Annotated in this window: 11 protein-coding genes and 1 pseudogene; 5 read left to right on the forward strand and 7 right to left on the reverse strand. The window is 41.6% G+C overall.

Translation table 11 applies throughout. The features are described 5' to 3' along the window. Positions 1 to 64 precede the first annotated feature (64 nt). On the reverse strand, positions 65 to 1,396 hold the full coding sequence (locus V7K49_RS14690) for a serpin family protein (RefSeq protein ID WP_335206176.1): 1,332 nt from the start codon (positions 1,394 to 1,396) through the stop codon (positions 65 to 67). A 435-nt stretch (positions 1,397 to 1,831) separates the two neighbouring features. Beyond that, positions 1,832 to 3,427: a S8 family serine peptidase gene (locus V7K49_RS14695; protein ID WP_335206167.1), complete on the reverse strand. Its 1,596-nt coding sequence runs from the start codon at positions 3,425 to 3,427 to the stop codon at positions 1,832 to 1,834. Between the two features lie 198 nt (positions 3,428 to 3,625). Between V7K49_RS14695 and rpe the strand changes: the two genes are divergently transcribed. Continuing rightward, on the forward strand, positions 3,626 to 4,333 hold the full coding sequence (rpe, locus tag V7K49_RS14700) for a ribulose-phosphate 3-epimerase (RefSeq protein WP_273766505.1): 708 nt from the start codon (positions 3,626 to 3,628) through the stop codon (positions 4,331 to 4,333). A gap of 268 nt (positions 4,334 to 4,601) precedes the next feature. Here the strand turns inward: rpe and V7K49_RS14705 are convergent, their stop codons facing one another. From V7K49_RS14705 to V7K49_RS14720, 4 genes and pseudogenes are all read right to left on the reverse strand, one after another. Next, complete coding sequence (locus V7K49_RS14705) at positions 4,602 to 4,787, reverse strand: hypothetical protein (RefSeq protein WP_335206168.1); 186 nt, start codon at positions 4,785 to 4,787, stop codon at positions 4,602 to 4,604. A 319-nt stretch (positions 4,788 to 5,106) separates the two neighbouring features. Beyond that, complete coding sequence (locus tag V7K49_RS14710) at positions 5,107 to 5,577, reverse strand: HetP family heterocyst commitment protein (RefSeq protein WP_335206178.1); 471 nt, start codon at positions 5,575 to 5,577, stop codon at positions 5,107 to 5,109. A 1,263-nt stretch (positions 5,578 to 6,840) separates the two neighbouring features. After that, a pseudogene (locus V7K49_RS14715) lies at positions 6,841 to 7,500 on the reverse strand (cysteine peptidase family C39 domain-containing protein); the annotation flags it as partial. A 293-nt stretch (positions 7,501 to 7,793) separates the two neighbouring features. Further along, a complete protein-coding gene (locus V7K49_RS14720) occupies positions 7,794 to 10,199 on the reverse strand; it encodes a GH116 family glycosyl hydrolase (protein ID WP_335206169.1) in 2,406 nt (801 codons plus the stop codon). A 190-nt stretch (positions 10,200 to 10,389) separates the two neighbouring features. Between V7K49_RS14720 and V7K49_RS14725 the strand changes: the two genes are divergently transcribed. The 3 genes from V7K49_RS14725 to V7K49_RS14735 all read left to right on the forward strand — a co-directional run bounded on the left by V7K49_RS14725 (position 10,390) and on the right by V7K49_RS14735 (position 11,592). After that, entirely contained in the window at positions 10,390 to 10,680 is a 291-nt protein-coding gene (locus tag V7K49_RS14725) for a type II toxin-antitoxin system Phd/YefM family antitoxin (protein WP_334871694.1), read from the forward strand. Continuing rightward, entirely contained in the window at positions 10,664 to 10,993 is a 330-nt protein-coding gene (locus tag V7K49_RS14730) for a type II toxin-antitoxin system RelE/ParE family toxin (protein ID WP_334871693.1), read from the forward strand. Before V7K49_RS14725 ends, V7K49_RS14730 begins: the two co-directional genes overlap by 17 nt. 125 nt (positions 10,994 to 11,118) lie before the next feature. Further along, entirely contained in the window at positions 11,119 to 11,592 is a 474-nt protein-coding gene (locus tag V7K49_RS14735; RefSeq protein WP_335206170.1) for a hypothetical protein, read from the forward strand. Positions 11,593 to 12,077: 485 nt separating this feature from the next. On the opposite strand, the gene V7K49_RS14740 is transcribed toward V7K49_RS14735, so the two are convergent. After that, entirely contained in the window at positions 12,078 to 12,413 is a 336-nt protein-coding gene (locus V7K49_RS14740) for a CU044_2847 family protein (RefSeq protein WP_335206171.1), read from the reverse strand. A 69-nt stretch (positions 12,414 to 12,482) separates the two neighbouring features. On the opposite strand from V7K49_RS14740, the gene V7K49_RS14745 reads away from it, so the two are divergent. Next, the coding region (locus tag V7K49_RS14745; protein WP_335206173.1) for an nSTAND1 domain-containing NTPase at positions 12,483 to 14,857 on the forward strand (2,375 nt) is incomplete at its 3' end.

Below are 14,857 nucleotides of genomic sequence, written 5' to 3' on the forward strand. Positions count from 1 at the left end.
ATACTCTCCAATCAGCTGCGCTTCGGGCGTCTACAAAATTCAAAATGAAGGAATTTTGAATTTTTTACTGCGGATCGAGGATTGAACCCATAAACAAAACCCTTCCCGTCTGATTATCTCTAATGGCACAGAAAAATGGATGGTCAACAATCATTCGGAATGGTTCTGGTTCCTGTCTCAAAGCTGTTGCTACTATTCCTACTGAAGTAGCCGCAGCCGCTTCGGTGCCTTCTTCGTTCACTTCGACAAAAGTTTTATGCTTAACTTCGCTAATGGCAAAATTTTTACCCATGCCGGAAAAATTGGCTTTGTCGCTGAAAGCCTCTTCCATGCCTAAAGTTTTTAAGGCATCATTGAGTGTAACGTCGTAATCTGTTTTGAAGCGGGGTAAACGAATAAACCCTTTTTGTTCGCTGAACTGAGTCATCCATTTATCCCAGTTCTCAATATTCAAGTTTTGATAAAAGGCTTTAAGGTTAGAGTTCTGTTTCGGCAAAAATATATAAAAGCTGAATTTACCATCTTTGCCGTAAGGTAAACTAACTGCCTGAAATTGTTTGCTTTCATAGTATCTATAGTCACCACTTTGTGACATCATCGGATGTTGTTTTTGCTTGCCAGATGTGCTGTAAAAAGGGTATTGAGCGGTTTGAGTTTTATTAAATTCTTTGCTCCATTTTCCTTTAAAATATATGGCATTAATCAGAAACAACACCTGACTTGGTTCAATTTTTCCAATTATCTGATCGATTTTGCCATTAGTATTCTCTTTTACCCAGTTATTGATAATACTAGGCGCTGTGGGATCTTGAAAATTTAAATTGCTGACCTTAGCTTGATAGAAATCCTGCGTTCTCTGGAGGAAGTCTGGCTGAAAGCTAACATTTTTATTTGCCCAAAGTGAGTTAGCAATCTTCAGTTGTACGTTTGGATCTGAATTGTCTAAAAGCTGCTTTAATGCTTCCTTGTAAGAAGAGTTTATTTCTTGCAGATTTATCCCCTGTAATTCTAGGGTTTTTGCTATTGCTAGTTGAGTCGTGCCGTTCGCGCCATTATAGGTCATAGCTAAAGCGATCGCGACACTCGAAGGTGAGATAAAAACGTTCTTCTTACCATTATCACTTTTCAGAAGTTCTGAAAATAGTTTGAAGCCAAACTTATTGCTAGACTCAAGGATTTTTGTCTCAGTCTTGAGTGTTTTTTTTTGCGATGGAGTTTCTGGCTGAGGTAAACTAGATTGGGCAAGGGCACTTTTATTACTATCGACTTGAGAATACCCTAATACACTAAATAGAACAACACTTGCAGCTGCCAGAGCATAACGTCTGCCTAGACTCACACCATAACGTCTTTGCATGAAATTTTCTCTCATACTACTATATTTCTGCCGAATCATCATACCACCTTACTTGCGAAAGATTCCCGATCTGTGCTCAGAGTTGACGCAGACACTGTGTCAATGATTAACTATTGCATTTGCTGCAATAGAAAAATGGGACTGTTACAGTTTTTGTAACAGCAAGTTAGTAGCTCAGAGGAATTAAACACAACTTATTAAAGCTGCTAATTCCTAATTGAGGCGGCTATGTAGACGAATTAGGAAAAATCTCGATTTTTAGGAATTTTTATATTTAGCAATAAAAGTATTGTAGATTACCTAATCACAAAATAACCACCGTTCTTGGTTTTTAAACATAAAATCACGTTTCTCAGTTCACGAAATACCAAATTTTTTAGGGACGCACAGCTATGCGCCCCAATAGGGGAGTGTTGTTCAAATAGATGATAAAACACTGTAAGTTGACACAAATAAAAGTTATGCGCCCCTATTTCAATTGATAGGTACACTCCACCAAGCTAAACTATAGGGTTGAGTCGCTTCATTAAGCTTTTGCCGAAACTGGACGCGGATTTTGTAATTGCCAGTAGCAGCAACCGGGCAGAAAATATGTTCTACACTATCGATTTGGCTGATTGAGGAGCAAACAGCACCAGCATCTGAATTTTGAGCATCAGCTTTTACTAAGTATAGGTCGAGATTATTCAAACCGCGATCGCGAAAATTTTCGCCCACGTCATATTGCTGGTTTTTATTTTTATCGTTGAGTTCTACCAATCGATCCCAACTTAGGGTAATAGCAACAAAACTCCTCTGCTTTAATGGTTTTGCTAACACATAGTCAACAGACGCTCCAGTATCGACTGTGTGATAATCCCAACCAATAGCCGGCACCACAGCTGATGGCTGCCATTCACCAGCACTAAATTGCTGATAAGCGCGAAATGCATTCAAATGACCCGCTCCCATTTGGGCATCTAAGGGAATCTTAGGATCTTTATAAGCATCAGAATCTAGCCAGTTTTGATTTTGTTTATCAATTAGCGTCCGGCTCATTCCCAACCGCAAGCCATCACCGCTATCTTGGATTTTGTCTGCTGAATTCAGCAATACAGCTTTCATCACTTGATGATGGCGAGAATCGATGCTCCAGTGGGGTTGTTTTGTCCGCATCTGTCGGTCAGCAAATTCTTGCAACAGAGCAACAGTAGCCGTAACTTGAGGCGCTGCAAAACTTGTCCCCGTGACCTTGTTCAATTTGCCATCTGGATTGAGCAAGGGAATGTTATTACCAGGAGCAACTAAACTGATAGCACGACGCCCATTAAGATCAAATTCTCTTCCAGCTAGCTTTCCACTCACTCCTTGGTTAGCACCCGCCAGATTAGCCACGTCTACTTTGTTAAAAACTCCCCCTCTGCGGGATGAAAAAGCCACGTTCACTCCGTTAAAATTATCTGTAGGAATGGGAATACCACCCTTACCCTGATTACCTGCGATCGCATACAAAACATCATGAACGCGACTAGACCAGTCAACACATAAAGTTAGTAAAGCATTGCCGTCTAAAGTCGCTTCTGGTCTAGGATCGCGGCTCAGAGGTTCACCAAAGCTAAAGTTAATCGCACGGACATCGCCACTATTTTGTAGCGCTATGTGCTGGGCCGATAAGCACTCTTCTGGCTGACCCATGTTTTTAGTGGAACCTACCGCAGATGAATACAGTCGCGCTCCCGGAGCAACTCCTGGCAAAGCTTTGTCATGACTCACCATCACACCAGCGACATTGTAAGCGTGGGGGTCAACACCGGTATTTGATTTAGCTGGCCCATCGCGTAAAAATACTGCCGCTAAAGATATGGCGCGATTTTTAGACACCGCCTTATCCCAACCAAACATTCCTGGTCGGCCAATTTCCACTTGACCAATAGCAATCTTACGACCGATTAAATTATAAGGAGATTGGTGTAGCTTCAGAGCATCAATACCGTTAGTTCCCAGAGTAGATTCTAAAGCTGAAGCAATTACCGGCGCACTCAGACAAGAAGCACTTAATCCCCAAATTATCCAGGTTAGTTTTTTAGTCATTTGTCAGTTGTTAAAAGTTAGAAGTTAAGAGCGCAGCCGGAGGCTTCCGAAGTTCCGGTTAGGAGATAGGAGTTGAGTTAGGAATTATTATTCTTCCCCACTCCCCATCTCCCCAAAAAAGCCGGGATCAAAGTTATGAGTCTTGCTCAATGTTTTGTTACAATGCGTACAGACGAGGACGCTTAAAACCCACTAGCCATGACCCAAAACCGATCTCAAAAGCCCATTGTAATTGCTCCATCTATCCTATCAGCCGATTTTAGTCGTCTGGGTGACGAAATTCGCGCCATAGACGCGGCTGGAGCAGATTGGATTCATGTTGATGTAATGGACGGTCGTTTTGTACCCAATATTACGATAGGTCCTCTGATTGTGGAGGCGATTCGTCCGATTACGACCAAGCCACTAGATGTCCACTTGATGATTGTGGAGCCAGAAAAGTATGTAGAGGATTTTGCCAAGGCGGGTGCCGATCACATCACCGTACACTGCGAGCATAATGCTTCCCCACACCTGCACCGCACCTTGGGGCAAATTAAAGAACTTGGTAAGAAAGCTGGAGTTGTACTTAATCCTGGTAGCCCTCTAGAGCTAATTGAATACGTTTTAGATTTGTGCGATTTAGTACTGATTATGAGCGTCAACCCTGGTTTTGGTGGTCAAAGCTTTATCCCTGGTGTATTACCCAAAATCCGCAAGCTGCGTCAAATGTGTGATGAACGTGGTCTTGACCCTTGGATTGAAGTGGATGGAGGACTGAAGGCAAATAATACCTGGCAAGTTTTAGAAGCGGGAGCTAATGCAGTTGTCGCCGGTTCAGCTGTATTTAACGCTAAGGATTATGCTGAGGCTATTACATCAATTCGCAATAGCAAGCGTCCTACCCCAGAATTAGCCAAGGTTTAAGTCATTTTTAGATTAACTGTACTTCAGAAAAAATAAGGTGGGTAAATTGCCCACCTTATTTTTATTTACACATAAAAAAACTGGAAGCTATTCAAGTTTTGAACTTCCAGTAGTTGCTATATAAATTGAAAGTTTAGAAAACAGAAATAATCCAGGTTGGGAGGACTAGGATTACAATAGTCGAAAGAGAAGCGGATGAGCTACTAGTTCTACCAGCCATGACAACGATTTCACCGAAACTTTTTTATTTCCGTTCCTGGTATTGGTGTTAAGCGTTTGCTTTATTAACTAAAGCAACACCAACCACAGTATAGAAAGCTTTATAAGCATTACTTGCACCGTCTGCAGTCAGTGAAAGCTGTGTGAAGTTTGGATTGGGAGAAGCTACCGCTCCAAATTCTCTTTGCTCAGACTTCCTCGAAAATAAAACCACCAGTAGCAACGGTTGCATCATCGGTCTTGGTGTAGGAGTTATTTACTCCATCAAATGCTGACTACTTTTATAATCAGTCTGATTTCTTTCATAGTCAGAACTAATCATTGATTTTATTTTTTAAAATTAACTTGCTTGCCAATCACCTCTATTTTTCTTGAAGTTGTAGTTTTTATTAGTTTACCAATCTTATCAGTATATATTTGCCATTTTGGCAGATTTTTGAAAAAAATATTAAATTAATCACTGCTATAGAAAACCTGCCATGCTAAAAATTTTAAATTAGCATAGCAGGCTCTCAATCAACTTTAGGGCAGAATCTATTGATTCCAAATAGTTTTTAATTAGATCCACAACGTTTCAAGGAAATCTCTTGAGTGCTTTCTGGTTTTAATTGCGATTTCATTGATTGATGATCGTTAATTTGCTGGGCAAATCTCTGATCTAAACTACCACCATGAATTTCTGTTTTTTGCTTTCCAACTACTTCAAGATAAGCTCGGTCTTTGATTTTGCTTAAGCAGCTTGATGATCCATTACTATCAGATATTGAATCATTAGCATGTTTCAGCATTTTTAGATTTTCACTTTGCTGTTGATTTGTCCTACTGGCTTTAGAGTTTTCTTTTAGCAATCGATTATAGGTGCGATATGGAATGTAATGGAGAGGATTATAGCCAGCAAATCGCAGCATTAAAACACATGCCCAGGAATATTTTCCAGCAAGAATTGCTTCAACTACTTTGTCAAATTGTTGAGCTTTCACCGTCTTATCTATGTTACTACTAATGCCCGCAATGTCTTGATTCATCATAGTTTTTAGGTATCTGGGATGAGTAAAGAGGAAACTATAGCTTTTGCTTGTTAGTGAGTGAAAGGTAAAAATTTACCTTTGGTCTTGTCATATGACTGGTAGGACAAAATTCTCGTGTGGCTCTTGGTAAATACAAATTTGTCCTCTTAAACTTTTTAAACTCCTAATTCAATAAATTTTATCTGTTTACCTGCTTGTATTTCTTACTACTGTTTAATTAAGCATTTTCCGGGAATTTTACATATTTTTTTGGGCTAGTAGAGAAAATTTATTTACCTTTGAGCATTAACAACACTATTTGTATATATACTATTTTTTATTATTAATGTCATCTCCTAGATTAGCAGATTTATAAGCTAAATTTCCTGAATATATTTCGATATATACTTGCGGATTGTGCAACTTTTCATTTTGTCCTTATTTGCTAATTCATGAGGGGTCTGACCCCCCACACAATATCAATTTAAACCCTTTATTATTGTCGAGTCACTAGAAAATATTACCATTAACCAGAAAGTAAAACAACTTATAAAAATAGTAATATATAGAGACTGAAAAAAATTGATTAGCTATAGATATTGAAAATATTTAAAAATTTTCAATTAGATTAAAATCTAATTTATTACCCTTGGAGCTATTGATTTATAAAGATTACAGCTTTAGCTTATCTAAATGAAATTGCTGTAAACTGCTCATGAATATTTCATGAGCATGATCTAGGAATCACAAATAGCCTAGTTTTAAAAAAGAATTAGTGTTTAATAGTAATATATATAGTTTAAGCTATCATCAACTGAGTGAATAAAAACACCCGTAATGGAATGTTTCCAACAAAAAAATGTAGTAGGCTAAACCTGTATAATTAAATAATTTTCTAATAGAGTGGAAGTTAATTAACAGAGAATAGTGCTAAGTTGATTCAGTAAGAATTTGTATGTGTATTAACATCTAACAGATTTATATAAATGAGATTACAGATGCAGTTGCAGTTGCGCTAAATGGCAATAAAAACCACCAATTGCCATGAGTCATGGATGAGTGCCTTGCTCAACGAGGATACCTCGGTCTAGAACAAGGATATAGTTGACATGATGAAGGTGATACAAGCTTGATTAATCTGGGTTAAGTTCTGTTTAAATTGGCGTTCCAACTTGATATCGAGGGCGCTAGTACGCCACGGCGGAAATAGAGCAACCATTTAAAAACCCTAAAGAGCTTATTCCGTAATACTTTTGACTTTTGACTTTTGACTTTTGACTTTTGCCTTGCGGTACTAGTTGCTTCATCCCAAATCAGGAAGCAGATCGCAAAGATGTTCAGGGTAAAGAAGCTTTTAACATTCATTACTTGGTCGATAACGACCTGAGTAGATAGCAGAGTCGCCAACCTAAAAACTTGTACCAGTAATGAAGTAAGAATAATTTGTCTGAGTAATTTTTGGTAATGCCACAATGTTTGCCAATAGCAACCTAAGAAGAGTTTCTCACCTTTGGGGGCATTAAAGTTTTCCGTGGGGTCTAAATGTAGGATATATCCTGTCCAGCTAGCTTCAAACTCTGGACGCGAAAGCCAGTTCTTGCCTATGGCTGGATCACTAATCAATATGCGATCGCCTTTAACTCGCCAGACAACTATATAATGAATTCCTTGCCAATGAGCCACCCACGGGTTATAATATGAGTCCAGCTTGCTAAGACTCGCCCTGACTAATAGCACTTCATATCCCAAAGTTTGGGCTGCTTCTGCTAAACCCTGGAGAGATCCACCTTTACGATCTACCCGTGCTAAATTACGCAAATTGTAGTGGTTTAAGCGGATGTCCCAGTATTGGCTAATCATTGCCAAATACGCAGCGCCACAATCTGATGAACTTTGCTGTTGTATAAAAGGATAGGCACGCCATAGCCTAGTTTTTGATTGTGAACATAGTCTGGGAAATATTAGCAAGATTTATGGCTAAAGCTAGTAATATTTGCATTTTTTGAAACAGTAGTCTTGAATTCTCAATCCTTCAACTATTACGATTACTGAAATTTTCCTTCGCTTCCGGAAACACTCGGAAAATAAAATCACAAATCTAGACTCTGCTTTCTCAGATGAAGATGGGCTAAATTTGCCAACCCACACACTATATGTGGAATATGACCGTTAGTAGGGGTAGCTGTGCCCCCCTACGTGTGTTGCATCAAAATGAGAACCGTTTTGATAGCCAATCAATTAATAACTAAGTAAATTCCCCAAATCGCCATTGCCCGTAAGTAAGTGCTAGCGCGGAAAGTACCAGCTGCGGTGATAGCTTCAGGCGTGCGAAATTGCAGACCATTGTCATAAATTTGCTGCACCACAGCTTGCGTCAACCGAAACGCTTCATCTTTCATTCCCATTTGCACAAGAAAAGCCGCCAGCCCAAAGTTTATCCCCGTCCAGACTTCCAGGGGATGAGTAGCTTTGGGGTTTTCTGGTGAACCGTCAGGACGAACACCATTAGCAGCACCAAATTCACCATTGCAGAATTTCAAAAAGCACGCATCATAAACAGTTTTTAGGGCAGAGAGGGCGCGATCGCTCGCTACAATATCAGGTAAGTCCAGTAGTCGGGCGTAGAATTGTCCGCATAATTGATCTGCCATCACCACATCAGAACCACTTTCACTATCGAGTTTGTAATATTGCCCATTCCAAAGTTTTTCTTGGTAAATAGGAAGAGATTGTTCCAACCAAGCTTCATAGATGGATTTTTGCACCTCTGTGTTCTCTGTGCCTCTGCGGTTCGTTAACAAAACATCGCTAATTGCGATCGCAGCCTCCAGCGCCGCCAACCACAACCCACCACAATAGGCGCTGACACCCTGCAACCGCCAATCATCAAAGGTTTGGTCAGGCGCACCAGAATTTTCTGGAATCCCATCGCCATCAAGGTCAAAAGTTTTCAGGTAGTCGAGGGTTTGCACGATCGCATTCCAGCAATCTGCTAAAAATTCTACATCGTCAGCACCCGTGAGCAAAAAATCGCGGTATACTTGCAAGACAAAATCGCTACCCAAATCCTTCCACAAATTGCAGTCTTGATAGCTGGTGTAGTTGGTTTTCTCCCAAACATGTTCATTCGGTGCGCCTAAATCGTGGGGTGTTGCACCGGCGACTTTACGAACGGCGATCGGACTTTCTGCCTTAATTGTCATGTAATAGCCAATTATTCGGGGTGTATCATCACCTTCAGGAATCGCCCGTGCAAATGCCCGAATCACCGACTTTTCTAATTCTGGAAATAGCATCAGCAGGGCAAAAGAACCATACAGCCGCACATCTAGACTTTCATACCAACGGTAATCTAAGCACTCTAGCACTGCAAACTGACCGATGGGGTCAAGTTCCGATGCTGCACTCCAGAGAGTACCGCCACTGGTGAGGTCATAAAGCTCATTAAATAGAGCCATTTTAAACCAGTTGGGTAAATCTTCCCGGTCGAGAATGGGTTTTTGCCAAATTTGAATTTGCGATCGCCAGGTTTGGTATTCTTGTAGCGCAGTAGATGCGATCACCCAAGCATTATTTCCACTTTTATCAAAAAAGTCTGTGTATCTGCGATAATAGTTGACTTCAGCGGCAAATTCTGTAATGGGCAAATCCCAAGCGAGGACAAAGGGGATTTCCAGAGTTTCGCCTGGTTGGAGAGTGAAACGGAGTGCGATCGCAGCCCCTAATTGTTCACCTTCTGCTACTGGATTTGCATCTATATTATTGGGCAAAGAACCATCTTTAGCAAAGCTTTGCCACACCTGATCACCCGTACCATCAGGATTCCAGTGAGTGTGGTGAAATACTTCCACTTGGGGATGTTTCAGCGTCGCAATACACCAAGTTCCATCTCCTTCCTTCAAAGGTTCATCACTACCAACCCGACCTAAAAGACAGCCAAACTGTTGTGTATTTTCAACTATCTGGTTATAGTTTCCTTGACTTTCGCCCCAGCGCGGTTGGTATTCGTAAACCGGACTACCATCATCGCGCACCCGCACTTGGGGAGATTTGAGGGCATTTGTAAACCAGCCAACCATATTTTGCCAAGTGAGCATGATGCTGAGAGTAATCGGTGCATTTGTAGGGTTGTAAGCATTCCAAAGGAATATTGCCACAGGGTAGCTAGTTTCTTGGTAATTACCTGCCCAGACTGGGGAAAATTGCTCACATGTCAACTGTGCTTGAAATACATTTTCATACACAAACCAGCTACGTGGGTAGAGCGCGTGATAATTGCCCGTCCCCTCTGTGCCGGGAAGTGTCGGATACCACTGCCAAGCCTTGAGAGTGCCATCATCGGGCGCTTGCGTAGATAAAGCGTAGGCTTGGGAAGATGTGCCATTGGATTCAAATACACTGAATTGACAAGCAGGAACGTTTTTGAAGGTATGCTCACCACCGTCGATATGCCAGAGGTTAAAATCTCCTCGTGAAGAACGACCGATGCAACCTGCACCAAAGCCACCTAAAGGCATACCATGCCAAGGGCCATCATCGATATTACTTGCGTAGCGGACGGTATAAGGTTTGTCCCAGCCTAAACCGATGGGACGGCTCCAAGTGCAAGAGGGAATTTCTGAAGAGAGTTGATTTGTCATCGCCTAATATTACAGCGTGCAGTTACGTCAATGAAGACTAGCGCGATGTGCGATTTTTCTCAAGTAAAAGGTGGTAAGGGCGTAACAATGAACAATAACAATATTGTTACCCTGCAAGACAAATTTGTACTGGACAAAAGCTTTTGAGATAGCGTTAAATTAAGTGCAAGTTTAATGCATAATCAACTCTATGCTAAATATTAGTCGAGATATCCATTCACTCTCTAGCTTTAAACGCAATACATTGGAATTCCTACAGCAGATGAAGCAGACAGGAAAACCCGTAGTGCTGACAGTTAATGGTAAGGCCGAACTTGTGGTTCAGGATGCAGAGTCTTACCAAAAACTGCTGGATGCTTTGGAAAGATTGGAAGCGATCGCCGGAATTAAGCAGGGACTTGAAGATGTAGACGCTGGTAGAACCAGTACCCTTAGCGAATTTGAGCAAGAAATGCAGCAAAAGTATGGCATTTCAAGTTAGGGTGACTCAGACTGCAAAAGCTGAAATTGATACTGCTTACTCTTGGTTGAGAGAGCGTAACCCAATATATGCAGATAAATGGTTTCGGGAGTTGATGGATACTATTGCTACTCTGCAAGAAAAGCCTCTACGTTGCGCTCTAGCTCCAGAAAATGATGTACTTACTGAAGAAATCCGTCAATTTATTTCCGGTAAGTCAAGAAATAAGTACCGAATTTTGTTTGCTATTCGGGAAGATACAGTTTTTGTGCTTCATGTCCGTCATAGCTCCCAAGCTCCACTGATCGGCGAGGAAGTTGACGAGGAAGAATAATTTTGATTGTTAAAAGCGTGGCGATCGCTTATTCTTTGAACTCGAAATTTTTATTAGTGTGATTGAAATTCAAATTGTATATGTGGGCACTCTAAATTTAAGAAACCTACTGGAGACTAATTTCTATGTCCACAGCCCCAATTAGTGCAACACTAGCGCAATCAGAGAGAGATGCTGTGTTGCAGGCGATCGCCACAATTAAAGAAAAGCTACCATTTTTGATTGATTTAAGTAACGAGGAGCGGAAAGCTTTACCCAAAATGGGAGATAAAAGCCGCGCCTTTGTAAGCAAAGCATTGGAGGTAGCGACACAGAATCCAGAATTTTTACCGCGATCGTTTGACCTTAATGAGATGCGGAAAGACGTTCAATTATTTGAAGCTTTATATCCAGTATTGCTGTCTTTGTCACAATTACAAGAGTTGCTGGATGATACTTCGCTAGCAGTGGGTAGTGAAGCTTATGCAGCCGCCTTGCAGGTGTATAACTATGCCAAAGCTAGTGGACAAGGCGCTGGTTTAGATGGAGTAGTTGACGAAATGGGGCAAAGGTTCGCCCGTAAATCACGGAAATCCAAGCCTCAAGCAGCAGCGTTGTAGAAAATAGCTTGGTGATTGCACTTCTAAGGTGCAATGTTGAGGCTCAGAACTCGGATGTTGGAGTAAATTGCTCGACGTTCCGAGTTCTGAACTCCAAGCTTCACTCTCAGAACATAAAATTTCCAGATTAGAACTCGGAACTTCAGGCTCAGAACACCAACGTCCGAGATCCAAGAGTAAATGATCGTGAGTAAAAGGTGATAGCTCACCCTTTGAACTCGGAAGTTCGTGTTCTATGAGTGAATGATGATGAATCGAAGGCGATCGCTTCTGTAATAATTATGCTAGCCGACACTATCAAGATGTCGCAAATCATCAGCTTCGTTGTCATCCCGCAGGGGAATCAAATTCCTCTGCTAATAGCTAAAGTCCTCTTCAGAAGACTAAGGAGAGATTTCAGTCCACTTGAGTGGACTTGCGCTATGAGCCTGGAAATTTATTTCCGGGCGGGATATGGGTAAGCACGATAATCCAACTATTGCTATTTATTGCTTCTTCTCAGGAAACTTATACTTAACCTCGATTTCAAAATTACTTTCCGCCGACCCTTCAGTTAAAAACGGAATGCCAGTTTTCCCACCCAGCTTGATGCCAAACTTAACTGTTACCTCCTCAGCGTCAGGTAAATTCTTGAATGCACCAACAGCTAACTTGGCATAATTACGAATCTTGCCCTGAAATTCTTGAATGTTTAGCGTGGGTAAACCATCACGGTATCCCGGTTCATCTTCTTCTGAAACTTCAGCGACGGTATTTGATTCTACGTAGATTTCGTACTCTTGATCGTCTTCTTTGATGATTAAACGTTGCACTTCTGACATAATAGCCTCAGTTACTCTTGAAGTTATTCTTAGTAAGATTAGGTAAAAACGGATGCCAGGTTAGATTATATGGCTAGATATGCGCTGGTGTTGGGAATTGCTAAGTATGACAATTTCACCAACCTGCCAAAGGCTGTCAATGATGCGGAACAAATCGCCCAACTGCTGCGTAAACAAGGTAGATTTGATGTTCAGCCTTTACCTAGCAAGTTAATCGAGAGTGGGGATCGCTGGCAAATCGCACTAGATAAAAAGTTAACTGGTAAAGAACTCGGACAAGCACTAAGAATATTTTTGTTAGAAAAGGCCAAAGGTGCGGAGGCATTAATTTATTTTGCCGGACATGGATTTGAAGCACCCAGCCTGACAGGTGAAGCGAAAGGGTATTTGGCAACATCGGATTGTAACAAAGATGGACAAAATGCGATCGCCTTTGATGACTTCAACACTTTAATCAGTAAATCTCAACTCAGCAGTTTGGTAGTACTGTTGGACTGCTGTTATGCTGGCTCATTACTAGAAACAAGCTTCATCAGGTCAAGTTTCCCAGTTTTCAACAGCAACGCCGACTACTGCTTAATTACAGCCTCCCGCGCTTTTGAAAGAGCGCGGGAAGATGCAGAAGGTGGGATTTTCACTAAAGCTGTCATCAAAGGACTGTTTGAAGATCAAGCCAAGGGTACTACAGGAGAAGTCAATGCCAACGACTTGATAAGCTTCATTTCACAGGAACTTAAGGGAAGTGGACAAGAAGCAATTTACATGGGTGGCGGTAGGTCAATTCCTTTGGTTTGGTATCCACCGAAGAATCCCGTAGCGCCTGTGGTGGTAAGTAAAAAATGTCCCTATCGAGGATTACAAGCTTTTGACAAAGAACACGCCAAGTTCTTTTTTGGTCGGCAAAAAGTAGTCAACTCAATTCAACAAAAACTTGCTCAGGCTAATTTTATTCCCATCATTGGCGCTTCGGGGAGTGGTAAATCTTCCGTTGTGTGGGCAGGTTTGATTCCAGTGTTAGAAAAAAATGGTTGGCGAATCTTAGAACCAATTTTGCCTGGAGTTCAACCTTTAGCAGAGTTAAAACGAGCCTTTACACAGTTATTTGAACGCACGGAAATTAGGGAAATCTCGGCTCTCATTGACACAGAAGGTTTATCTCCAGTAATTTCTAGGCTGACTGGTTCTGAGCGTTGCTTATTGGTGGTAGATCAATTTGAAGAAATTTTTACCCTTGGTTCTCAGGAAGAAGAAAGACAGCGATTCATTGAGTTGTTAACCCAAGTTTCTGAAGGGCGGTTAGCAATTGTCACCACGATGCGAGCTGATTTTCTAGAATACTGTTTAAACTATAAATCGCTGACACAACTAATTCAGGAACAGGCTGTGTATATGCCGCCATTACTGGGGGCAGAATTAGAAGAAGCGATCGCATCCCCAGCCAACTTACGAGGTTATCAGTTAGAAAGAGGTTTACTCGGAACGATCCAGCAAGAAGTGGTGGGACAAGAGAAAGGCTGCTTACCTCTGTTGCAGTTTGCGCTGACTGAACTTTGGGAACAGCGCGATCAGCAAGCACATCAGTTGACAGTGGCTAAGTTTAACGAACTTGGTGGGGTCATTGGGGCATTGGAGCGTCATGCAGAAAAGCTGTATGTAGATTTCACAGAGCAGCCGCAAGCGTGGGTAAAGCGAATTTTCTTAAAATTGGTGCGTACAGGTGCAGAAGACAAAGATACCCGACAGCGACAACCAAAACAGGAATTGTTAAGTCTTGCTAGTGAAAACCCGGATGAGCAGACAGTCATAAAACAAGTTATAGAAAAGCTGATCCAAGGACGCTTAATAGTAACTTACACAGAAGCCAGAGAAGAAGTTTGGATTGATTTAGCCCATGAAGCTTTAATTGATGGTTGGCGGAGGTTGCGAGAATGGCGACAACAAGACCGAGACTTGCGGCGGTTGAGTGATAGATTAGCAGATGCTTTGCAAGAATGGTTGCACAAGGAAGAAGATGAAAACTACCTCATGCCAAGAGGATTGTTAGCAGAGGTGCAAAAAAATTGGGAAAAGTTAAAGCCTGATTTATCATCTCTAGCCCAGAGATTTTATCAGCGCAGTGTTGCTTATGAAACAGAACGGAGTTATCAACAACAAGTTGCTGTCAGAGTAAGCGATGAAGCCTTCTTGCAGGAGAAAACAGCAACTATCACGAAAATACTCCCTGTCCAACCCCTCACAGCCTCAGTTATGGCAATACAAGCAATAGCTGAGAATATCGAGAGATTGCCCGATCAAATTCTCACTCCTGTTCGGAATAGCCTGCAACAAGCGATGGAGGTCTTAACTCCTTTCCGTGGTCATGAGGGTGGGGTCATTTCTGTCGCCATCAGCCGGGATGGGCAGACGATTGTCAGTGGCGGTGAAGACGGCAGTGTGCGGTTGTG

Source organism: Nostoc sp. (genome assembly GCF_036919675.1).
In the GTDB taxonomy this organism is placed as follows: Bacteria; Cyanobacteriota; Cyanobacteriia; order Cyanobacteriales; family Nostocaceae; genus Nostoc.